Source organism: Colidextribacter sp. OB.20 (genome assembly GCF_009911595.1).
Classification (GTDB): Bacteria; Bacillota; Clostridia; order Oscillospirales; family Oscillospiraceae; genus Lawsonibacter.
Genome location: NZ_QWKG01000019.1, coordinates 42,169 through 65,160, shown reverse-complemented (window position 1 = coordinate 65,160; position 22,992 = coordinate 42,169). Strand labels below are relative to the sequence as shown.

General features: G+C 60.6%; 21 protein-coding genes. 13 read left to right on the top strand and 8 right to left on the bottom strand.

The features are described from left to right. Positions 1-9 precede the first annotated feature (9 nt). Positions 10-834 (bottom strand): AraC family transcriptional regulator, encoded by an 825-nt coding sequence (locus D1641_RS06315; protein ID WP_160663797.1) that lies wholly within the window; start codon positions 832-834, stop codon positions 10-12. A 355-nt stretch (positions 835-1,189) separates the two neighbouring features. On the opposite strand from D1641_RS06315, the gene D1641_RS06310 reads away from it, so the two are divergent. From D1641_RS06310 to gnpA, 6 genes are all read left to right on the top strand, one after another. Continuing rightward, on the top strand, positions 1,190-2,578 hold the full coding sequence (locus D1641_RS06310) for a carbohydrate ABC transporter substrate-binding protein (protein ID WP_160663795.1): 1,389 nt from the start codon (positions 1,190-1,192) through the stop codon (positions 2,576-2,578). 101 nt (positions 2,579-2,679) lie between these two features. After that, the gene (locus D1641_RS06305; protein WP_160663793.1) at positions 2,680-3,552 is read left to right on the top strand and encodes a sugar ABC transporter permease; all 873 of its coding nucleotides are present in this window, start codon (positions 2,680-2,682) and stop codon (positions 3,550-3,552) included. 16 nt (positions 3,553-3,568) lie between these two features. Next, positions 3,569-4,453, top strand: a complete 885-nt coding sequence (locus D1641_RS06300) for a carbohydrate ABC transporter permease (RefSeq protein ID WP_160663791.1) — start codon at positions 3,569-3,571, stop codon at positions 4,451-4,453. Next, complete coding sequence (locus D1641_RS06295; protein ID WP_160663789.1) at positions 4,450-5,112, top strand: SMI1/KNR4 family protein; 663 nt, start codon at positions 4,450-4,452, stop codon at positions 5,110-5,112. The genes D1641_RS06300 and D1641_RS06295 overlap by 4 nt, the downstream gene beginning before the upstream one ends. Further along, entirely contained in the window at positions 5,109-5,309 is a 201-nt protein-coding gene (locus D1641_RS06290; RefSeq protein ID WP_160663787.1) for a hypothetical protein, read from the top strand. The genes D1641_RS06295 and D1641_RS06290 overlap by 4 nt, the downstream gene beginning before the upstream one ends. Positions 5,310-5,321: 12 nt before the next feature. Beyond that, a complete protein-coding gene (gene gnpA / locus D1641_RS06285) occupies positions 5,322-7,484 on the top strand; it encodes a 1,3-beta-galactosyl-N-acetylhexosamine phosphorylase (protein WP_160663785.1) in 2,163 nt (720 codons plus the stop codon). Between the two features lie 165 nt (positions 7,485-7,649). Here gnpA and D1641_RS06280 read toward each other — a convergent pair whose 3' ends face one another. The 7 genes from D1641_RS06280 to galE all read right to left on the bottom strand — a co-directional run bounded on the left by D1641_RS06280 (position 7,650) and on the right by galE (position 15,154). Beyond that, positions 7,650-8,516 carry a carbohydrate ABC transporter permease gene (locus D1641_RS06280; RefSeq protein ID WP_160663783.1) on the bottom strand — a complete coding sequence of 289 codons (867 nt, stop codon included), beginning with the start codon at positions 8,514-8,516 and terminating at the stop codon, positions 7,650-7,652. After that, on the bottom strand, positions 8,513-9,472 hold the full coding sequence (locus D1641_RS06275; protein WP_347707394.1) for a sugar ABC transporter permease: 960 nt from the start codon (positions 9,470-9,472) through the stop codon (positions 8,513-8,515). The genes D1641_RS06280 and D1641_RS06275 overlap by 4 nt, the downstream gene beginning before the upstream one ends. 158 nt (positions 9,473-9,630) lie before the next feature. Beyond that, entirely contained in the window at positions 9,631-10,923 is a 1,293-nt protein-coding gene (locus D1641_RS06270) for an extracellular solute-binding protein (RefSeq protein WP_160663779.1), read from the bottom strand. Positions 10,924-11,093: 170 nt separating this feature from the next. After that, positions 11,094-11,933: a PocR ligand-binding domain-containing protein gene (locus D1641_RS06265; RefSeq protein WP_160663777.1), complete on the bottom strand. Its 840-nt coding sequence runs from the start codon at positions 11,931-11,933 to the stop codon at positions 11,094-11,096. After that, positions 11,930-13,042 (bottom strand): aminoglycoside phosphotransferase family protein, encoded by a 1,113-nt coding sequence (locus tag D1641_RS06260; protein ID WP_160663775.1) that lies wholly within the window; start codon positions 13,040-13,042, stop codon positions 11,930-11,932. The genes D1641_RS06265 and D1641_RS06260 overlap by 4 nt, the downstream gene beginning before the upstream one ends. A gap of 3 nt (positions 13,043-13,045) precedes the next feature. Next, on the bottom strand, positions 13,046-13,966 hold the full coding sequence (locus tag D1641_RS06255) for a sugar phosphate nucleotidyltransferase (RefSeq protein WP_160663773.1): 921 nt from the start codon (positions 13,964-13,966) through the stop codon (positions 13,046-13,048). Positions 13,967-14,134: 168 nt separating this feature from the next. Then, on the bottom strand, positions 14,135-15,154 hold the full coding sequence (gene galE / locus D1641_RS06250; RefSeq protein ID WP_160663771.1) for a UDP-glucose 4-epimerase GalE: 1,020 nt from the start codon (positions 15,152-15,154) through the stop codon (positions 14,135-14,137). Positions 15,155-15,456: 302 nt separating this feature from the next. Between galE and D1641_RS06245 the strand changes: the two genes are divergently transcribed. From D1641_RS06245 to D1641_RS06215, 7 genes are all read left to right on the top strand, one after another. After that, positions 15,457-16,446 (top strand): Gfo/Idh/MocA family oxidoreductase, encoded by a 990-nt coding sequence (locus tag D1641_RS06245; protein ID WP_160663769.1) that lies wholly within the window; start codon positions 15,457-15,459, stop codon positions 16,444-16,446. A 230-nt stretch (positions 16,447-16,676) separates the two neighbouring features. Continuing rightward, on the top strand, positions 16,677-17,510 hold the full coding sequence (locus tag D1641_RS06240; RefSeq protein WP_160663766.1) for a hypothetical protein: 834 nt from the start codon (positions 16,677-16,679) through the stop codon (positions 17,508-17,510). Beyond that, positions 17,507-18,100 (top strand): metallophosphoesterase, encoded by a 594-nt coding sequence (locus D1641_RS06235; protein ID WP_160663764.1) that lies wholly within the window; start codon positions 17,507-17,509, stop codon positions 18,098-18,100. Before D1641_RS06240 ends, D1641_RS06235 begins: the two co-directional genes overlap by 4 nt. Before the next feature lie 108 nt (positions 18,101-18,208). Continuing rightward, a complete protein-coding gene (locus D1641_RS06230) occupies positions 18,209-18,721 on the top strand; it encodes a hypothetical protein (protein ID WP_160663762.1) in 513 nt (170 codons plus the stop codon). A 177-nt stretch (positions 18,722-18,898) separates the two neighbouring features. Next, the gene (locus D1641_RS06225) at positions 18,899-19,387 is read left to right on the top strand and encodes an NAD(P)H-dependent oxidoreductase subunit E (RefSeq protein WP_160663760.1); all 489 of its coding nucleotides are present in this window, start codon (positions 18,899-18,901) and stop codon (positions 19,385-19,387) included. A 1-nt stretch (position 19,388) separates the two neighbouring features. After that, entirely contained in the window at positions 19,389-21,278 is a 1,890-nt protein-coding gene (locus D1641_RS06220; RefSeq protein WP_160663818.1) for an NADH-ubiquinone oxidoreductase-F iron-sulfur binding region domain-containing protein, read from the top strand. Positions 21,279-21,283: 5 nt separating this feature from the next. Next, a complete protein-coding gene (locus tag D1641_RS06215; protein ID WP_160663758.1) occupies positions 21,284-22,984 on the top strand; it encodes a [FeFe] hydrogenase, group A in 1,701 nt (566 codons plus the stop codon). Positions 22,985-22,992 lie beyond the last annotated feature (8 nt).

The window sequence follows — 22,992 nt, the reverse complement described above, 5'->3', positions numbered from 1 at the left end:
GACCTCTGGCTATTTCATCTTTCGATACTCCATCGGGCTCATCCCCTCCACCCGGCGGAAGCACTGAGAGAAGTAGCTGGAGGAGGAGAAGCCCAGCATTTGGGCGATGAGGGCCAGGCTGTGGTCGGTCTCACGCAGGAGGAAGCGGCTCTCCTCCACCCGCCGGGAGATGAGGTAGTTGATGGGCGAGGTGCCGAACTCCTTCCGGAAGGCGTGGGCCAGATAGTACTTGTTCACATGGGCCAGCCGGGCCAGCTGGTCCAGGCTCAAATTCTCTTTAAAGTGGTTGTCGATGTACCGCCGGACCAGGCCGCACTCCCGGCTGGTCCGGGAGTCGGAGGGCTCCGGCTCCAGAGACAGCTCCTCCTGCCGGCCCAGCCGGACCAGCACCACCTCCAGCAGGCAGCGGCATACATTCTCATACCCGGAGCGGGCCTCGAAGGCCTCCTGGAGCATCAGCTCCAGACAGCCCATCAGCTCCCGCCAGCCGCTGTGCAGGTGGAGCATGGTGTACCCCTTGGCTCCGCCCATGGCCTCCAGCCCCTCAACGCCCAGCACGATATACTCCAGCGGGCTGTCTATCTGGCTCAGCTCGGTGTGGAGCACGTGGGCGTTGACCACGATCAGGTCGTGGATGGCTACGGGGAACTCCTCATGCTGGGTGCGGAACCGGCCGTGGCCGTCGGTGATAAAAAACATTTCGGCACAGCCGTGGGTATGGAGATTGGAGTTCCACTCCCGGGAATACTGGGTTCTGGAAATGTAGTTCAGCCGCGGAGCTCCGCGGCCGGGCGGCTCCGCCGCCCGGGAAAAGCTGTACTGATAGCTGCTCATAGAGCTCCCCCCATGTGCGCAATTTAACAAAAATAAAACAAAGACGCCCTCTGCTCCTATTATAAACCCTGCGGCGCTGTTGTGCAACTTTTAAATATTTTTCCGCTGTTTTCTCCGAAATTTATGGGCTGTGTCAATATAACTCCCCGCTTTATTGGGAAAAATCCATCTATTATTGCCAAACCTGATGGAATTATTCTGTATATATACACAAAAATGCAAAAAAAGCAATATCTCTAAAGACAACCGCAAGAATAGGGCTGTTTTCCCGGCTGGGAGGCATATATACTATGCACATAGGGCCGTTGTAACGGCCTGCCGCATTTGTCTATATTTTTTAGGAGGTTTAGAAACGATGAAAAAGATGTTAAGCCTGCTCCTTGCGTCAGCGATGACTCTGTCCCTGCTGGCCGGCTGCGGCGGCGCGCCTCAGACGCCCCCCGCCCAGTCCAACCCGCCCTCCAACAGCTCCAGCCAGGGCGGCGCCAGCACCCCTGAGACCCCCGCCGGCTCCATCAAGGTGGCGGCTCTGGCTTCCGCCTATGAGGAGACCTATCCCGGCATGTGGAAAGAGGTCTGCGAGGCCTTCACCGCCGAGACCGGCATCGAGGTGGAGCTGATCTCGGACAAGGCCCTGGAGGACGTTATCGGCCCCTCCATGCAGGGCGGCGACTTCCCCGACGTGATTCACCTGGCCACCGGCCGTGACAAGAAGCTCACCGAGCAGTTCATCAAGGACAAGAACATCGCCGAGCTCACCGACGTGCTGTCCATGACCGTCCCCGGCGAGAGCGCCAAGGTCTCCGACAAGATCGTCCCCGGCTTTACCGACACCTCCATCACCAACCCCTACGGCGACGGCAAGACCTACCTGGCCCCCATGTTCTACTCCCCCTGCGGCCTGTTCTACAACGCCGGCCTCTTCGCGGAGAAGGGCTGGACCGTCCCCACTACCTGGGACGAGATGTGGGCTCTGGGCGACAAGGCCAAGGCCGAGGGCTATGACCTGTTTACTTACCCCACCACCGGCTATTTTGACACCTTCTTCCCCACCCTGCTCTACTCCGTGGGCGGGCCCGAGTTCTTTGACAAGGCCATGAACTACGCCGAGGGCATCTGGGATACCGACGAGGCCAAGCAGTGCTTCGACGTGATGAGCAAGCTGGCCGGCTACACCGCCAAGGTGACTGTGGCCCAGGCCAACGACCAGGACTTCACCCAGAACCAGCAGCTGATTCTGGACAACAAGGCCCTGTTCATCCCCAACGGCACCTGGCTGGTGGGCGAGATGAAGGACGCCCCTCGGGCCGACGGCTTCCAGTGGGGCATGTGCGCCCTGCCTGGCAGCGGCAGCGGCACCAGCGCCAGCTACTGCTGGATGGAGCAGGCCTGGATTCCCGCTCAGGCCCCCAACCTGGATGGCGCCAAGCAGTTTGTGGCCTTCCTGTACAGCGACAAGGCTGCCGAGATCTTCGCCAAGGGCGGCGCCGCCCAGCCCATCACCGGCATCACCGACAGCATGGAGGGCGACAACAAGATCTTCTACTCCATCTATGACAACGGCGCCTCCGCCGTCATGGGCGGCTTCGCCGCCTACGCCTCCGTGCCCGGCCTGGGCAGCGTGCGCGAGGTCTTCTTCGACCCCTTCAACAGCCTGGTGAACGGCTCCCTGACCCCGGACCAGTGGATGGCCGACATCAAGGCCGCCAGCGACCAGATGCGCGAAAATCTGCTGACAGAGTGATCTTCCCCGCCTAACCCATTCGATTGTCCGTAACGCAGGCGGCGGTGAGCGAAAACCGCTCACCGCCGCCGTTCTATTTCCAGAGAGAAAGGAGCGATCCCATGCGCAGCCCAGGCCGCAGCCGGTTTATCGCCCTGTGCGTCGCCCCGGCCACCATCCTGTTCTTCCTCTTCATGGTTATGCCCACCTTCAATGTGTTCCGCATGTCTCTCTTCGAGCGGGGGGCCTACTCTCCCACGGAGACCTTTGTGGGGCTGAACAACTTCAAGGTCCTGTTCAAGGACACCAAGTTCATCGTCTCCATGCAGAACACCATCCTGCTCATCGTCACCGTGACCATCATCACCTTTTTCTTTGCCATCGTCTTTGCCGCCATCCTCACCCGGGAGAAGATAAAGGGGCAGAATTTCTTCCGCATCATCTTCTACATCCCCAACATCCTCTCCGTGGTGGTCATCGCCGGCATCTTCTCCGCCATTTACAAGCCGGACAACGGGATGCTCAACAGCATTTTCTCCCTGTTCGCCGGCCGGGAGGTCATGGTGCTCTGGAAGGACCAGCCCATGGTTATCGTCAGCGTTATCATCGCTATGGTGTGGCAGGCCATCGGCTACTATATGGTCATGTATATGGCCTCCATGTCTGCCGTCCCGGTGGACCTGTATGAGTCGGCCAGCCTGGACGGCGCGGGCCGGCTGAATCAGTTCTTTGAGATCACCCTGCCCCTGATCTGGACCAACATCCGCACCACCCTCACGTTCTTCATCATCTCCACTATCAATATGGCCTTCCTGTTTGTCAAGGCCATGGTGGCTAAGGGGATGGCCGATGTGGGCCTGAGCTTCATGTACGCCCAGAAGGACGAAGGCCTGTACGGCTACGCTATGGCCGCCGGCGTGATTATCTTCCTGTTCTCCTTCACACTGTCCGCTGTGGTCAACCAAGTCACCAAGCGGGACGTACTCCAGATGTGAGAGGAGGGATGAGAGCATGAAAAAGAGTAATTCCGCCGACACGCTGTATAAGGTCTTCATCTATGTGGTGCTCATCACCCTGGCGGTGGTCATCATCGTGCCGGTGGGCTGGGTATTCCTGGCCTCCATCAAGCAGAACAGCGAGTTCTACGGCAACCCCTGGACCCTGCCCGCCACCTTCTACTGGCAGAACTTCGTGGACGCCTGGACCGCGGCCAAAATGGGCAGCTATATGCTCAACTCGGTGCTGGTCACCGTCCTGTCACTGGCCATCCTGCTGGTGGTGGCCCTGCCGGCCGCCTACTGCCTGTCCCGCTTCCGCTTCCGAGGCAGCAAGTTCCTGAACACCGCCTTTATGGCCGGATTGTTCATCAATGTCAACTACATTGTGGTGCCCATTTTCCTGATGATGCGGGACTGGGACAGCTGGATGAACTACCTGTTCAAGCTGAACAACATCTTTATGAACAATCTGGTGACCCTGGCGGTGGTTTACGCCGCCACCGCCCTGCCCTTCACCGTCTACCTGCTGTCGGGCTACTTCGCCACCCTCCCCCACGACTTTGAGGAGGCCGCCTACATCGACGGCGCGGGCTACGGCCAGGCCATGATCCGGGTTATCTTCCCCATGGCCCAGCCCTCCATTCTTACAATTATCCTGTTTAACTTCCTGTCCTTCTGGAACGAGTACATCATCTCCATGACTCTGATGAACAGCGCCACCGGGCAGAAAACTCTGCCGGTGGGCCTGCTCAACCTGATGCAGGCATCCCAGTCGGCGGCCCAGTTCGGGCGGCTGTACGCCGGCCTGGTGTTGGTGATGCTGCCCACCCTGATCCTCTATATGTGCGTACAGCAAAAGCTGACCCAGGGCATGACCGTGGGAGGACTGAAGGGATGACGCGGAGCGAGGTGCAGAAAATCCTGGATGCGGCCCGCCAGCTCGATCCAAGCTTTGCGCTGTTCGGGGCCAAAAAGCATCAATACCGGCTCCGCCCGCCCCTTGCCCCGGCCCTGATCCACGAAATCGAGACGCGCCACGGCCTTGAACTGCCGGAGGATTATGTGTATTTCCTCACTGAGATCGGCGACGGCGGCGCAGGACCGGACTACGGCATCGACTCCTTTGCGTGGCAATTCCGGGAGACCGGGCAGAAGTGGCTGCCCCGCTTCTGGGCGGCCCTTGGCCAGCCCTTCGAGCCCCGGCCCATGGAGCCGGAGGAGGTGGAGGAATATTCCATCGTCACCCGGGAGGGTTATGAGAAGGAGCCGTCCCGCTATTTCATCCAGGAGGTTCCGGAGGAAGAGGACTGGAGCCGGGGCGTGCTGACCTTGGGGACCCACGGCTGTCAGTGGGACTTTACCCTGGTCCTCACCGGGCCGCACCGGGGCCGGGTCTTTGATACGGACAACGAGGGTGGCTACGGCCTGGCGGCGGAGAGCTTCACCGCCTATTATGAGGCCTGGCTGTCCCGGATTTCCGATCCACAGTATGTCAAGCGGCAGGTTGAATTTTGGCAAAACCTTGGCCGGGAACGAAAAAAGGGGGATGTGCAATGAATTACTGGAAAGAGCATAGTCAGCTCAGGATCATTCTGATGCTGACCACCTTTGTACTGGGGCTGGTCCTGATCGTCCGGGGCTGGATGATGACCGGCCAGATGGCGGGCCTGGGCCTGATGCTGGTGGGGGTAGCCCTGCTGCTGTCCACCCTGTATCTCTACAATGCCCGCTTCACGGACGGGAAAAAACGCTGAGAGGAGAGGGCTATGACCGATATACGTAAGACAGGCCAGGTGACCATCCCCACCGACGTGGACGTGGTCCCCGAGACCATGGAGCTGCTGAAGCGCTGGGGGGCGGACGCCATCCGGGACTGCGACGGCACCGACTACCCGGAGGAGCTGAAGAGTGTAGACGCCAAGGTCTACTCCACCTATTACACCACCCGGAAGGACAACGCCTGGGCGAAGGCCAACCCGGACGAGGTCCAGCAGTGCTACATTATGACGGGCTTTCACACTGCCAGCGGCGGACAGCTGTCCATCCCTCTGATGGAGGGGGTCAGCGATGAGCTGATGGAGGTGAACACCCGGGACGACATCAAGCGCTGGTGGGAGGTGGTGGACCGCACCACAGGCCAGCCCATCCCCCCGGAGGCCTGGCAGTATGAGGATGGCTGCGTCATCATCGGGGCTCCGGAGGAGTTTCACGATTACACCGTCAGCTTTCTGGCCTGCCTGATCTGGGACCCGGTCCACATGTACAACGCTGTCACCAACGGCTGGAAGGACTTCGAGCATCAGATCACCTTCGACGTCCGCCAGCCCAAAACCCGGAAATTCACCATGGAGCGGCTGCGGAAATTCATCGCGGACCACCCCTATGTGGACGTGATCCGCTACACCACCTTCTTTCACCAGTTTACTCTGGTCTTCGACGAGCTGAAACGGGAGAAATATGTGGACTGGTACGGCTACTCCGCCTCTGTCTCCCCCTATATCCTGGAGCAGTTCGAGCGGGAGGTTGGATACAAATTCCGCCCTGAGTACATCATCGACCAGGGGTACTACAACAACCAGTACCGGGTCCCCTCCAGAGAGTTTAAGGACTTCATGGCCTTCCAGCGCCGGGAGGTCGCCGCTCTTGCCAAGGAGATGGTGGACATCACCCACGAGCTGGGCAAGGAGGCCATGATGTTCCTGGGGGACCACTGGATCGGCACCGAGCCCTATCTGGAGGAGTTTTCCCGGATCGGCCTGGACGCGGTGGTGGGGAGTGTGGGCAACGGCTCCACCCTGCGGCTGATCTCCGATATCCCCGGCGTGAAGTACACCGAGGGCCGGTTCCTGCCCTACTTCTTCCCCGATACCTTCCACGAGGGGGGCGACCCCGTCCGGGAGGCCAAGGAGAACTGGGTCACCGCCCGCCGGGCCATCTTGAGAAAACCCATCGACCGCATCGGCTACGGCGGCTACCTGAAGTTGGCCTGCCAGTTTCCCGAGTTCATCGACTATGTGGAGAGCGTGTGTGACGAGTTCCGGGAGCTCTATGACAATATCAAGGGGACCACCCCCTACTGCGTCAAGACAGTGGCTGTCCTGAACAGCTGGGGCAGGGCCCGGTCCTGGGGCTGCCACATGGTCCACCACGCCCTGTATCAGAAGCAGAATTACTCCTACGCCGGGGTCATCGAGGCCCTGTCCGGCGCCCCCTATGACGTGCGGTTTATCAGCTTCGACGACTTGAAGGCCAACCCGGCCGTCCTGGACGGAGTGGACGTCCTCCTCAACGTGGGCGACGGCGACACCGCCCACACCGGCGGGGCGGTCTGGGAGGACCCGGACATTTCCGCCGCAGTGAAACGGTTTGTCTGGAACGGGGGCGGCTTCATCGGAGTGGGAGAGCCCTCCGGCCACCAGTATCAGGGCCGCTATCTCCAGCTGGCGGGCCTGCTGGGAGTGGAGAAGGAGACCGGCTTTACGCTCAACTACGACAAATACAACTGGGAGGAACACCCCGGCCACTTCATCCTGGCCGACTGCGCCGGGGAGGTGGACTTCGGTGAGGGGAAAAAGAGCATTTACGCCCTGCCGGGCGCCCAGGTGCTGGTCCAGCGGGACAGGGAGGTCCAGCTGGCGGTGAATGAGTTCGGTGCGGGCCGGGCGGTGTATCTCTCTGGCCTGCCCTACTCCTTCGAGAACAGCCGCCTGCTCCACCGCGCGGTGCTCTGGTCTGCCCACAGCGAGGAACAGCTCAACCTGTGGCTGTCCTCCAACTACAGCGTGGACGTCCATGCCTATGTGAAAAACGGCAGATTCTGCGTGGTCAACAACACCTATCAGCCTCAGTCCACCACCGTATACCGGGGGGACGGCTCCAGCTTCCCGCTGGACCTGGAGGCCGATGAGATTCGCTGGTACAAGCTCTGACCCGATTTATTGCCTGGCTCCTCCGCCTCATGGCGGGGGAGCGGTCAAATGAATGGAGCTTCCACCCATTGAAAAAGCCACATGACTGAAAGCGGCTGGGCCGCGCGTCTGAAAACGCGCGGCCCAGCCGTCTTATTCGATTTGTCTCATAATATCGTGATGTGCTTATCCCTTCACGCCGCCGGAGGCCAGACCGCTGACCAGGTTCTTCTCGATGCACATGAAGAGAATGACGACCGGGATGATGGCAAAGATGGAGGCGGCAAAGAGGTACTGCCACTCAATGATGTTGTAGCCGTTAAAGGTGTTGATGCCCACGGTGAGGGGCTTGAGGGTGTCGGTGGAGATAAGGCACAGGGCCACGGTGTACTCGTTCCAGGCGTTGATGAAGATGAAAATCAGGGTGGTGACGATGCCGGGGGCGGCCACCGGGAGGAGGACCTTCATCATGGACTGGATGCGGTTGCAGCCGTCGATGGTGGCGGCCTGTTCCATATCCGCCGAGATGCCGATAAAGGTGCCACGGAGCAGCCAGATGGTAAAGGCCTGGTTGAAGGCGGCGTTGATAAAAATCAGGCCCAGGATGCTGTCAGTCAAATGGAGGACCTGCATGACCTGATAGATGCCGATGAGGAGCACCACCGGGGCGAACATCTGGGAGACGATGACGAAGCCAAGGAAGGCGGTCTGTCCCTTGAATTTCATCCGGGCCAGGGCGTAGGCGGCGGGGATGCCGCACAGCATGGCGATGATGGTGGAGCCGCCGGCGATAATGATGGAGTTGAGCATGTACTTGGCCATGGGGGCCCTGCTCCAGATGTCGATAAAGTTGGACCACAAGACGGTGACAGGCAGAACGCTGTTGCCGGAGAAGATCTCCTCCCGGCTCTTCAAGGCGGTGCACAGCATGGCGAAGTAGGGGTACAGGGTGATGATGCACACATCCAGCACCACGAAGTAGAGCAGCAGGCGCAGGATCGTTTTTTTCAGGGAAATCGGTTTCTTCTGGATGGCATTGGCGGGCTGGCTCACAGGTCCTCATCTCCTTTCCGCAGGGTGTAGATCATGTAGATGCTGGCGCACATCAGCAGGATGATAAAGCCGATGACCGAAACGGCGGAGGCTTCGCCCTGCTTGCCGTTGTAGAAAGCCAGCTTGTAGAGGTAGGTGACCAGGGTGTCGGTGCTGTTGGCGGGGTCGCCCTTGGTCATGGTCCAGATGATGGGGAAGGAGTTGAACACATAGATGATGTTCAGCACGGTGGACACCGTCAGGGAGGACTTGACCAGGGGCAGGGTGATTTTAAACAGCTTCTGGAAGTAATCGGCCCCGTCCACAGTGGCGGCCTCGTAGTAGGAGGTGTCGATGCTCTGCAGGCCGGACAGCACGCAGAAGCAGACAAAGGGGACGGTGACGAAGATGCCGCAGGCGATCTCCCAGATGAACCAGATGGTGGGGGTGGAGGTCCAGTTCACCGAAGCGCTGATGATTCCCAGCTTTTTGAGCAGGGCGTTCAGGGTGCCGTAGTCGGTATTGATGACAAATTTCCAGGCGCTGGCCTGAATGACCAGGGTGGTGGCCCAGGGGAAGACCACGATGGCCCGGGCAATTTTCCGGCCCCGGAACTTGTTGTTCAGGAGCAGGGCCAGGATGAAGCCCAACAGGGTGGAGATGACCACCACGGCCACCGTCCAGAGAATGGTGTTTTTCAGCACGAGAGAAAACGCGGGGTCTTTGATGACACTGGTGAAGTTTTCAAAGTTGTTGAAGCCCTTCAGCTTGCCCGCTCTGGTTACCTTGTTCATGGACAGCTGGAACACCTTGGCAATGGGGGTCACAATAAAAACAGCCATCAGGATGATGCTGGGGGCGATCCAGATATAGGGCTCAATGGTGCGGAAGAACTTTTTGCTTCCGGGGTTGGGCAGGCGGGGGCTGCTTTGCTGAACCTGCTGGCCCGCAGGGGCTGCCGGGGTTTTTGTACTCACGGAGACACCTCCTGTCATTTTATGAGCGCCTTCCGGCCGTTTTTCAAAAGCGGAGCGGATTCTGCCCTTGAAAAACGGCTGGAAGATGACGGGGGCCGGGCCGTTTTGGCCCGGCCCCACGGTTGTGTGCGGTAACTGAATATGGATGGGTGCTTGGCTTAGCCGGCGATCTTGGCCTGGAGAGCGTCCAGAAGCTCCTGGACGTTGCCGCCCTGAAGGGCCTTCTGCTCCACATCGATGACGCCCTGCTTCACGTCGGCCCACTTGGCCTGAGCGGTGGGGTAGAACTTGGCAGAACCCACGATCTCAATCCAGCTGGCGGCGTCGGGGTCGGCAGCGGCCATAATCTCGCCGCCGGTCTTGGTGGCGGGCAGGAAGTCCTCCATGATGACCCAGTCGGAGTAGCGGGTATCCTCATAGAAGAAATCGAAGAACGCCTTGATAGCTTCGACCTTGCTGTCGGTGTCCTCATTCTCAAACACCATGAACCGGTCCATAACGCCCACGGAAGAGGTGCTCTTGCCCTCGTTGGCGGGGATGGAGGCGATGCCGAAGTTGATGGGATTCTCAGAGCCGGCAACATAGGAGGAGATCTGGTTGGGGCCGATCATCATAGCCAGCTTGCCGGCAGCGAACAGCTCCTGCAGGTCATAGCGCTTCTGGGTGGCGGGGTCGGAGTTGGTCAGGCCGTCCTTGACTAGACCGATAATGTACTCAACGGCTTCCACGTTCTCGGCGCTGTTCAGGGTCCAGTTGCCGGAGGCGTCGGTGAAGTCGCCGCCGTTAGTCCAGGAGTAGTAGGCGAAGCAGGCCTGGCCCTCATCAGTGGTCATATCCACGCCCCAGGGGTAGAGGCTGGCGTCGTAGGCCTTGATCTTCTCGCAGGCCGTCCGCAGCTCAGCCCAGGTGGTGGGGATGGTGTCCACGCCGGCGGCCTCAAGGATGTCCTTGTTGTAGTACATGGCGCGGGCGGAAGCCAGGTCGGGGATGGCCCAGATGGTGCCGTCGATGTTGGACTGCTCCAGGAAGGCGTCGTAGAACTTGGCGTAGGTCTCGTCGGAGACGCACTCTTGAATGGGCCGGAGCAGGTCGTCGGACACATAGTCGGCGAAGACGTCGATGTTCAGGATGTCGGGGGCGTCGTTGTTAGCGATACGGGTGTTGACCACGGTGTAGATGTCATCCCAGGAGACCACCTCCACGTTCAGGTCAATGTCCTCGTTGGCGGCGTTGAAGTCGCTCTGGAACTTGGCCCACCAGTCCTTGGTCTGCTTGCCGTACTGGGCGGCGATAACCTTGATGGCGACCTTGTCGCCGGAGGGGGCGGGATCGGGAGTGCCGGAGCCGCTGGAGGGGCTGCCGCTGGTCGCGGGAGTATTGGCCTTGCCGCCGCAGGCGGCAAGACTCAGCGCCATGGCGCTGAGAAGCAGGCTCGCAAGAAATTTTTTCATTTTTATTCTCCTTCTTTTGATAGTTTTTGCTCGAGAAAATAAGACGTATAGAGATATTTCACAAATACGCCCTATTAAAGATTATTATACTTGGCTATTGTGCAAATTATAGTATGAAAAGTACAGAATATAGAAAAATCGTACGAACCCATGAAAGGTCGTACGATTTTTTACCCCCGGACTTTTTTTCGATAGGCGCTGGGGGTGGTGCCGGTGATGGACCGAAATACCTTGGAGAAGTAATTGTAGTCGCTGATGCCCACTTCCTCCGCCACGGCGGAGATGGGCATGTTGCTCTGGAGCAGCAGCCGCTTGGCGGCCTCAATGCGCCGCCGGGCGATGAGCCAGGACAGGGTCTCGCCCTCGGACAGCTCTTTTGCGATGGCGCACAGCTTGGTGCGGCCAATGTGCATCTCCTTGGAGATGGAGGCCAGCGACAGCTTCTCCATATAGTGCTCGTCCAAATATCTCTCCAGCCGCTGGGTGTCGGTCTGCTCGGTGCTGAGGATCATCCCCTTCAGGCGGATATAGGCGGACAGGGCCTCCAGGGTCTCGGTGTAGGCCTGAATCTCCTCTGAAGAGCACTGGCGGAACCGGAAAAAGTCGTCCTTTAGGGCGTCCGGGCCGTCGGGCCACCAGTTCAGGAGGGAGCGGGTGCGCTCCCACTGCTCCTGGATGGGGGAGTCGTCCAGATAGCAGCCCACGGCCAGGTAGGCCAGGGGGTTTTTGCTGTCGTAGAGGGGCATGACCGCCTCGCAGATGCCAAGATGGCAGCGGTAGAACTGAAAGCCCTTCTCTGCGGTGTAGCTGCGGATTTTCCACATATCGCAGTTGACGCAGCGCTCATGTCCCTCGGGCAGGTCGTTGATGGCCCGGCAGAAGGGCGGGTGCCCCCGGAACAGGTTGATGTCCCGGCCCTCCGGGTCCAGAATGTTGGCGGGCAGCCCGGTGAGAATTTTCAGGTTGGCGATCAGTCTGCGCAGCTGTTTCTCATCAAAAAGAATGTTCATTTCAGATATTGCTTAACGATACGCTCCAGCTCGCTCCAGTGGGTCTCCATGTCCGCCACCAGCTTAAACTGGGTGCGGCAGCGGTCCAGATTGTGCCGCTCCCGGGCGATGTGGAAGTACTCATCCCCCACCAGGTAGTCGGTGAGGAAGCGAATCCCGCACTCCAGGGTCATCAGCTTGGCCCCCCAGGGCAGATAGGCAATCTCCTCGTTGGTAAGGGAGCCGTCCACCCCCTCCAGGAAGGCGGCGGTGTAGGTTGCGAAGAGCTCCACATCCAGATTGACCTTGCTCAGGTCGGTCTCGTCTTCGGCGCAGTGGTTGGCGCCGAAGCGGATGGAGTCACCGAAGTCGTAGAGCACCAGGCCGGGCATCACAGTGTCCAGGTCGATGATGCACATGCCCTCGCCGGTTTTGTCGTCCATAAGCACGTTGTTCAGCTTGGTGTCGTTGTGAGTGACCCGCAGGGGCAGCCTGCCTTCCCGCTGAGCGTTCAGGGCCACAGAGCAGTCGGCCTCCCGGGCCAGCACGAAGTCGATCTCAGGCTGGCAGTCCTTAACCCGGCCCAGCTTGTCCGCTTCCACAGCGGCCTTGAGCTTGACAAGCCGGTCCTCCGTGTTGTGGAAATTGGGAATGGTCTCATACAGGGTGTCAGCGGGGTAGTCCCGGAGCAGCTGCTGGAACCGCCCGAAGGCCCGGCCGGAGGCAGCGAAGAGCTCCGGGCTGTCCGCCGCCTGGTGGCAGACGGTGCCCTCCACAAAGGGGTACAGCCGCCAGGCCCCGCCCTGGCTGTCGGTGTAGTAGTCGGCGCCGTTTTTGGGCCGGATGACCTCCATGGCCTCCCGGCTCCGGTCGCCGTGGTGCTTCTCAATTTCCCGGCCCAGGAACTCGGTGACGCCGATGATGTTTTCCATCAGCTGGTCCGGGTGCTTGAAGGCGGCGGAGCTCATCCGCTGGAGGATGAATCGGCGGCAGCAGCGGTCCTCGGGCTGGGTGTGGACCACAAAGGTGTCGTTGATGTGGCCGCAGCCGTAGCGGATGGCCCCCACCACAGGGGCGCCGAAGTCGAATGCCTCCAGCACCTCCTGGAGGGTCTGTTCAGCCTGGACCATAGCTCACACCTCCCACAGCCGGTCGGGGTAGAGCCCGGCGGCCGTCTTTTCGGCGATGGCGGCGGTGACGGTGGGCTTGTCCTCCCGATAGGTGACGCCGTACCACTTGTCCTCGCTGCGCAGCACCTTCACCCGGGCCTTGCCCTCGTCGATGAGCTGGCTGACCACGGTGGGCAGGAAGTACTCCCCCTTCTCGGGATTCTCGGCCAGGGCCTTGTCCAAAAAGGCGGGGAACCGGGCCAGGGCCTCGTCCAAAAAGCTGCGGGTGAAGCCCCACATGTTCATGGACACGATGGTGTCGCCGGGCAGCTCGGTCCAGGTCTTGCCGTCGTCCTCGGTGTAGCGGGGGGGCTCGCCCTTCTCAATCTTGGTGCGCTCGGTCACCTGGGTCAGGTAGTGGTCGGCCGTCTCCTGGCACACACCCCGGGCCACGGTGCCGTTCTCGGTGACGGTGTTTTTCAGCAGGTAGCCCACCATGACGTACTCGTACACATCCCCGTCCTGGTGAGAGGACAGATAGCTGTAAATCTCCTGGAAGGCCTCGGGGCCGTAGTAGTCGTCGGCGTTGATGATGGCGAAGGGACCGTCTACCAGCTTCCGGACGGACAGGGCGGCGTGGGCGGTGCCCCAGGGCTTGGTGCGGCCGGCGGGGACGGAGTAGCCCTCGGGCAGGTCCTCCTTCAGCTGATAGGCGTATTTTACGTCCATCACCTTGGACACCCGGTTGCCGATGGCGGCCTTGAAGTCGGCCTCGATCTCCGGCTTGATGACGAAAACAACCGTCTCAAAGCCCGCCCGGCGGGCGTCGTAGATGGAGTAGTCGATGATGAGCTGGCCGTGGTTCCCCACCGGGTCCAGCTGCTTCAATCCGCCGTACCGGCTGCCCATGCCGGCGGCCATAATCACTAAAACAGGCTTGTTCACTGTTATCCTCCTCAACACATAAAAACGTTATGTAGGGGCGGGTATTACCCGCCCGTTAAAATTTTCCGGGGGAACGGGGGAAAGCATTGAGAACCGCGCGTAGGGCGGGACGACTCGGCCCGCCGTATTTGATATCAGCGGCGCGCCGGGGTCGTCGCGCCCTACAGATTACCCCTTATACCCGTTGGGATTCTGGGACTGCCACTTCCAGGAGGAGGCGCACATCTCCTCGATGCCCAGCTCAGCCACCCAGCCCAGCTCCTCTCTGGCCTTGGCGGGGTCGGCGTAGCAGGAGGCGATGTCGCCGGGGCGGCGGGGGTCGATGACGTAGGGCAGCGCGTGGCCGCAGGCCTTCTCATAGGCGTGGACAACGTCCAGCACGGAGTAGCCGTTGCCGGTGCCCAGGTTGCACACGAACAGGCCGCAGTTCTGGGCCAGCTTCTTCAGGGCGGCCACATGGCCGCGGGCCAGGTCCACCACATGGATATAGTCCCGCACGCCGGTGCCGTCGGGGGTGTCGTAGTCGTTGCCAAAGACGTGGACCTTCTCCAGCTGGCCCACCGCTACCTTGGCGATATAGGGCACCAGGTTGTTGGGGATGCCGTTGGGGTCCTCGCCGATCATGCCCGACTCGTGGGCGCCGATGGGGTTGAAGTACCGCAGCAGAGCCACGTTCAGCTCGGGATCGGCGGCGCAGATGTCCATAAGGATCTTCTCCTGGAACAGCTTGGAGGTGCCGTAGGGATTGGTAGTGCCGCCGGTGGGGAAGTCCTCCCGGATGGGCACGGTGGCCGGGTCGCCGTAGACCGTGGCGGAGGAGGAGAACACAAAGTTCTTCACCCCGTGGCGGCGCATGGCCTGGAGCAGGTACAGGGTGCTGATGAGGTTGTTGGAGTAGTACTCCAGGGGCTTGGCCACGCTCTCACCCACCGCCTTCAGCCCGGCGAAGTGGATGACCGAGTCGATGCCAGGATACTTGGCGAAGAGGGCCTCCACCTCGTCGTCATTGCACAGCTCCGCCTTGACGAAGGGGATGGACTTGCCCACGATCTTCTCCACCCGGCGCAGGGACTCCTCGCTGGAGTTGTACAGGTTGTCGGCCACAACAATGTCATAGCCCGCCTGGATGAGCTCCACACAGGTATGGCTGCCGATGTAGCCGGCGCCGCCGCAGACCAGAATAGACATAATAACCGCTCCTTTTATAAATAATATAGGTTGTTTCGTTTTTTCTATTGTATTCCTTTTGCAGGAAAAAGTGAAGAGACTATTTCACCAACAATCTGGAAAATCGTCCGCATTTTTGAAAATTTTTATAGTTACACCCTTCGACAGAATTTAGGCGCCGTTTGAAAAATGTCAATACGCCCCAGGCTCCGCTCTGATTTATCCGTTGTTTTTTATACATTGCCATGTTAAAATAAAATGCCATAAGCTGGCCGGCGGTATCCCGGTCCTGTAAGGTCATCCAATTTTTGGGAGGTATCATCATGGAGAAAACCCTGACCATTGGCAGTGTAGGCACCAGCGCCATTATGAAGCTGATGCAGCAGGCGATCGCCGCCGTGCCGGGTCTGACCAGCCAGGTGGTCTGTTCCCGGGACGAGGTCCGGGGGAGGGAATTTGCCCGGGCCGCCGGCGTTCCGGAGTCCTGCACCGACTACAAGGCCATGCTGGAGCGGGAGGACATCAGCATTGTCTACATCGCCTCCCCCAACCGCTTCCACCTGGAGCAGACAGTCCAGGCCCTGGAGCACAGAAAGCATGTGATCCTGGAGAAGCCTGCCGCCGTCCGGAGAGGGGACGCGGAGCGGCTCTTTCAGACTGCCCAGGACAATGGGGTGTTCCTGTTTGAGGCCATCTCCACCCTGTTTATGCCCAACTATCTGGCCTGTAAGGGGGCGCTGTCCCGGCTGGGCCCTGTCCGCCGGGCGGAGATCACCTACGGCCAGTACTCCTCCAAATACGACGCCTACCTCCGTGGGGAGAACCCCAACATCTTCAACCCGGAGATGGAGGCCGGCGCCCTGAACGACATGGGAATCTACTGTGTCCACACAGCGGTGGACCTGTTCGGCCCGCCGGAGACAGTGGACTGGCAGGGAGAATACGGTCCCAACGGTATTGATCTGGCCGGACAGCTGTCTCTGGGCTATCCAGGCTTCACCTGTCTGCTCCGGACGGCCAAGAACCGGGACCTGGACAGCGGCTGCTATGTGGAGGGGGAGCGGGGCTGGTTCCGGTCCCGGGGGCCGCTGAACGAGTTCCCCGCCGCCCAGCTGGCGCTGGACGGGGCTGTGGAGGACCTTCGGCTCCAGGAGGGCGTCCAAAACCGCCTGATTTTTGAGCTGACCCGATTCCGGGACGGGATTTTAGAGCGGGATCAGGCCCTTTTCCGGGCCATGGCCAGGCAGAGCACCACCGCCGCCGCCATCCTGGAGGCAGCCCACGCCGGCCGCCGCAGGCTGGAGCTTTCATGAGGGGTGGTACGCCCATACCGCCCCTCTGCGGACCTGTTTTTTGTGCGATTTTCCCCTTGCGCAGCCAGACATGTCATGCTATACTGCAACTCTAACCGGCTAGGGCTTGTTTGAAAATGTCAATTCGCCCAAGGGGCGGGTCTTTTCCGCCATACTATCCCAATTTTTCTTGAAATACATCGTTTCAAACGGCGCCTAATCAGTCTGCATGTTCGCGGAGGTGATCCAAAATGTACCTGGAAGAATACCGTAAGGCAAGGCAGCTGGGACTGAAGGAATCCAAGGTCTCTCAGGCCCGGGGCGGCTCGCCCTATCTGCCTGTGCTGGACAATATCCTGTCAGAGGAGGAGACCTGCGGCGAGTTCAACCTGGGGCTGGTGGATATCCCCCTGGAGCTCATCGTGGGCACACGGACAGCCGGACGCAGCCAGGCCTTTTCCCACAGCTTTCTGCCGCTGATGCCTGAGGACTCCGAGTTCGCCCACAAGTGGATGGCCCTGTGCAAGGCCCACATGGAGGAGGGCATCACCGACCCCATCAAGGTCTACGAGTATATGCACACCTTCTATGTGGCGGAGGGCAACAAGCGGGTAAGCGTGCTGCGCTACTTCGGCGCGGTGAACATTCCCGCCGAGGTCACCCGCATTCTGCCCGCCAGAAACGACTCCAAGGCCAGCCGTATTTACTATGAGTATGTGGATTTTTACCGGCTGTCCGGGGTAAACTACCTCTGGTTCAGCGCTCCGGGCCGCTTTCCCCGCCTCCAGGAGGCGGTGGGCAAGGCCCCGGATGAGAAGTGGTCTGAGGCGGAGCGCCGCAAATTTTTCTCTGTCTACACCAGCTTCTCCGCTCTGTACGGCGACAAAAGCGCCAAGGAATTGGCCGGCCGGATGACCACCGGCGACGCCCTTCTGCTCTATCTGGACATCTTTGGCTACGACACGGTGAAGCAGTACAGCCAGACCCAGCTGAAGGAGGGCTTCCTTCAGCTTCATCAAGCGTTCTCTCTTAAGAAGAAGGGACTGCAAGACCTGAATCCGCTGAAAGGACTGCTGGGCCGATGAAAATTTTGGCGTTGGCTGACCATGAGTGCCCCTTCCTGTGGGATTATCTGGACCGCCGCCGGCTGGAGGGGGTTGACCTGATCCTCTCCTGCGGCGACCTGGACCCCAGATATCTGTCCTTTATCGTCACCTTTGCCCACGCCCCGGTGCTCTATGTCCACGGCAACCACGACGACCGCTATCGGACTGTGCCGCCGGAGGGCTGCATCTGCGTAGAGGACCAAATCTACACCTACAACGGGGTCCGCGTGCTGGGACTGGGGGGCTCGGTGCGCTACAAGTCCCAGGGGGCACACCAGTATACCCAGCGGCAGATGGACCGCCGGGTCTGGCGGCGGAAGCTGCAGCTGATGCGCCAGGGGGGCTTCGACATTCTGCTTACCCACGCCCCCGCCCTGGGCCTCAACGACGGTGAGGACTTTGCGCACACCGGCTTCAACGCCTTCAACACCCTGATGGACCGCTATCAGCCCCGCTACTTTGTCCATGGACACATCCACATCAACTATGGCGCTGACATCCCCCGCCGCTGTGTCTACGGACAGACCCAGGTCATCAACGCCTACGAGAGCTACACCTTTGAGTATTGACCCGCCCGGACAAATTCTCTGTCCGGGTGCTTTTTTATCTTGCAGCCCGGCTTCGGCTGTGTTATGATGAGAGAAGAATCTGTCGAAATCACATGGGGGGATGTCTCTATGTCAGAGGAAAACGGTTGTCTGCCGGAGAGCGGCGGACTGAGTCCCGAACTGCTGGCGGAGGTCTACCGGGCGCTGAACTTCGACCCGGACGAGTTCGCCAAACGCCACGCCGAGGAGTTCACCCACCAATACCTCCGTTTGGACGGAATGCTCAGCTATGTGGGCGAGGAGATCGTGGGCTACTTGTCCAAACGGATCAACGAGTGCCTGTCAAAAGGGGAGTACGCCCTGCTGTCCTATATTGAATACGCCGGCCGCGGTCCTCTTCCCTCCCCAAACTTCAACGAGGCGGTGGCCGGTTATCTGAAGGTCCGCCGCCAGGCGGGGGGCGGCTGGGTCTATGCCTTCGAGCGGGAAAACGCCAAATCTGTATGTCTGGCTGCCTACCCCCAGATGCACGCCATCGCCAGAGCCATGTATGCCTTCGCCGGGGAGACGGGAATTTTCAAGGAGATCTCCAGGACTGACGGACCGGATGCCTGGCCCGACCCCAAAAAAGTACAGCGTTAGGGCTTTTGCGGCACGGATTTCTCCGTGCCGCCTTATTTTGGCAAAAAAATGCATCATTTCCTGCAAATTCGTCTTGTCTAACCCCGGTGCAATATGGTAGAATTGCAGGAAGTGAACTTTAGTTTATCCAACAGTCTATCTATTTTTAACAAGAAGAGAGAGGAGAGAACATCAGCCATGTCCAATGGAATATCCATGGAGCGGGTGGAGGAGATCATCGACAGCTACGACAGTCAGTTCCACCACATGATCGCCATCATGCAGGACATTCAGGCGGAGTACAAGTATCTCAGCCCGGCGGTGCTGGAGCGCATTGCCCAGAAGCTGGGGGTGGGGGTGGCCAAGGTATACAGCGTGGCCACCTTCTATGAAAATTTCTCCCTGGAGGCCAAGGGGAAATACATCATCAAGGTGTGCGACGGCACGGCCTGCCATGTCCGCAAGTCCCAGCCCATCTTTAACGCCATCAAGGAGTATCTGGAGCTGGAGGGCAAGCAGAAGACCTCCGCCGACGGGCTGTTCACCCTGGAGACGGTGGCCTGTCTGGGGGCCTGCGGCCTGGCCCCGGTGGTGACAGTAAACGATCAGGTCCACTCCAAGATGAGCCCGGAGCTGGCCATCGAGCTGCTGGAGACTCTGAGGAAGGAGGACGCCGCGAATGCCTGAGATGAATCGTGAACGTTTAGAGGTCCGCCGGGTGAAGGCCAAACGGGCTCTCTCCTATCAGAAGAAGCAGATTTTGCTGTGTGCCGGCACCGGCTGCATCGCCGGCGGCTCGCTGAAGCTGTATGACTATTTTAAAGAGGAATGCGCCCGCCGGGGGCTGGACGTCTACGTGGGCCTCACCCAGGAGGGGGAGACCGAGGACGTCACCGAGCCCAAGGGGGACGGCGTCTACCTGAAGAAGAGCGGCTGTCACGGCTTTTGCGAGATGGGCCCCCTGGTTCAGATCGAGCCGGAGGGTATCCTCTATACCCATGTCCAGTTGGAGGACTGTGACGAGATCATTGAGAAAACCATCCTCAAGGGAGAGGTGGTGGAGCGCCTGCTCTACGAGCTGGACGGCGTGAAATACTCCAAGCACAGTGATATCCCCTTCTACCACCGCCAGCACCGCATCGTGCTGGAGAACTGCGGCACCACCGACGCGGAGGACATCGACGAGTATCTGGCGAAGGACGGCTACGCGGCCTTCGAGAAGGCCCTCTTCGAGATGACCGACGAGGCCATCTGCCAGGAGATCATGGACTCCGGCCTCCGGGGCCGCGGGGGCGGCGGCTTCCCCGCCGGCCGGAAGTGGGACAGCGTGCGCAAGCAGCCCAAGGGCAAGAAGTATGTGGTCTGCAACGGCGACGAGGGCGACCCCGGCGCCTTTATGGACCGCTCCATCATGGAGGGCAACCCCCACTCCATCATTGAGGGAATGCTCATCGCCGCCGTCGCCGCCGGCAGCGACGAGGGCTATATTTACGTCCGGGCCGAGTACCCCCTGGCGGTGGCCCGGCTCAAGACCGCCATTGCCAGGGCGGAGGAGATGGGCCTGCTGGGAGACAACATCCTGGGCACCCAGTTCTCCTTCCGCCTCCACGTGAACCGGGGCGCGGGGGCCTTTGTCTGCGGCGAGGGCTCCGCCCTTACCGCCTCCATCGAGGGCAACCGGGGCATGCCCCGGGTAAAGCCCCCCCGGACGGTGGAGCACGGCCTGTGGGCCCAGCCCACCATACTGAACAATGTGGAGACCTTCTCCGCCGTCCCCCTCATCATCCGGAAGGGATCGGCCTGGTTTAAATCCATTGGCACCGAGAAGTCCCCCGGCACCAAGGCCTTCGCCCTGACGGGCAACGTGGTGAACACCGGCCTTATCGAGGTGCCCATGGGCACCACCCTGCGGGAGATTATCTTCGACATCGGCGGCGGCATCAAGGACGGCAAGCAGTTCAAGGCTGTCCAGATCGGCGGCCCCTCCGGCGGCTGCCTCACCGAGGAGCACCTGGACATGCCCGTGGACTTCGACTCCCTGAAAAAGCTGGGGGCCATGATCGGCTCGGGCGGTCTGGTGGTCATGGACGAGGACACCTGCATGGTGGAGGTGGCCCGGTTCTTCATGAACTTCACCCAGAATGAGTCCTGCGGCAAGTGCGTCCCCTGCCGGGAGGGCACCCGGAGGATGCTGGAAATTCTGACCCGCATCGTCAACAACGAGGGCTCTCTGGAGGACCTGGACCTGCTGGAGGAGCTGGCCGCCACCATCAGCGAGACCGCCCTGTGCGGCCTGGGCCAGTCCGCCTGCAAGCCGGTGCAGAGCACCCTGAAGTACTTCCGGGACGAGTACCTGGCCCACGTGGTGGACAAGCACTGCCCCCACTGCAACGGCCGAAAGAAGGTCCTTCAGATCGACGCTGAGCTGTGTAAGGGCTGCGGCAAGTGCATGAAGCAGTGCCCCATGGAGGCCATCACCGGCCAGATCCGGATGCCCCATGTCATCGACACAGACAAGTGTATCAAGTGCGGCGCATGCTGGGGCTGCTGTCCCTTCGGCGCCATTCGGGAGGAGTGAGCGGTATGGCAAAGGGAATTATGTACATCAACGGCGAGCGGGTCGCTTTCGACGGGGAGCCCAATGTGCTGGCCGTCATCCGGAAGGCCGGCATCGAGATGCCAACCTTCTGCTACTACTCCGACCTGTCGGTCTACGGCGCCTGCCGCATGTGCGTGGTGGAGGACGAGCGGGGGAAGATCGAGACCTCCTGCTCCATGCAGCCCCGGGACGGGCTGTCCATCAAGACCAACACCGCCCGGCTGCTCAAGCACCGGCGGATGATCCTGGAGCTGATGCTGGCCTCCCACAACTGCTCCTGCACCACCTGTCAGAAGAGCGGCAGCTGCCACCTCCAGGACCTGGCGGTACAGTTCGGCATCAATTCGGTCCGCTTCGGGGACAACCGGGAGTGCGGTGAGTTTGACGACTCCAGCCCCGCCATCGTCCGGGACCCCACCAAGTGCATCCTGTGCGGCGACTGCGTCCGGGTATGCGGCGAGAACATCGGCATGAACATCATCGACTTTGCCCACCGGGGGTACAACATGCAGGTGATGCCCGCCTTCGGCCGGAAGATGTCCGAGACCAAGTGCATCAGCTGCGGACAGTGCTCCTCCGTCTGCCCCACCGGCGCGATCACGGTATACAACCAGATCGGCCCCGCCTGGCGGGCCATCCACGACCCCAAGAAGCGCGTCGTGGTCCAGATCGCCCCCGCCGTCCGGGTGGCGGTGGGGGAGGCCTTCGGCCTGGCCCCCGGTCAGAACGCCCTGGACCAGCTGGTGTCCGCCCTGAAGCTGATGGGGGTGGACGAGGTCTACGACACCACCTTCGGCGCCGACTTCACCACCATCGAGGAGGGCACCGAGTTCCTCCAGCGGCTGGAGAGGGGCGGGCCCTTCCCCATGTTCACCTCCTGCTGCCCTGCCTGGGTGAAGTATCTGGAGAACGAGAATCCCAAATATTTGAAGCATATCTCCACCTGCAAGTCCCCCATGGAGATGTTCGCCGCCGTCCTGCGGGAGAAATACCAGAAGCAGGACCAGGAGGACGGCCGCACCACCTTCCACATCGCCATCATGCCCTGCACTGCCAAGAAGATGGAGGCCGCCCGGCCTGAGTTCCGCCTGCCTGACGGCTCCCCGGCGGTGGATCTGGTGCTGACCACCAAGGAGATTGTGAAGATGGTCCAGGAGTCGGGCATCCACCTCACCGAGCTGGAGTATGAGTCCCCCGACCTGCCCTTCGGCCTGGGCTCGGGCTCGGGCACCATCTACGGCACCACCGGCGGCGTGGCCGAGGCGGTGGTCCGGTTCTGCCTGCCCGACAAATCCAAGAACGTGCTCCGGGAGCTGAAGTTCTCCCCCCTCCGGGGCGACCGCTCGATCCGGGTGGCCGTCGTCCGGGTGGGCGACCGGGATGTGCATCTGGCCATCGTTCACGGCCTGGCCAATGCCCAGCGGCTGCTTAAGGAGATCGAGGCGGGCAACGCCTATTTCGACCTGGTGGAGGTCATGACCTGCCAGGGCGGCTGTGTGGGCGGCGCGGGCCAGCCCCGGGGCATGCGGCAGGACAAGGCCGACCGGGCCGAGGGCCTGTACAACATCGACCGCTCGGCCCCCTTCAAGCGGGCTGAGCGCAACCCGGTGGTGGCCTCTATCCTCCAGGACATGGAGGAGGAGCACCGACATGAGCTGTTCCATGTGAACTATGTGAAGGAATAAGGAGAAGG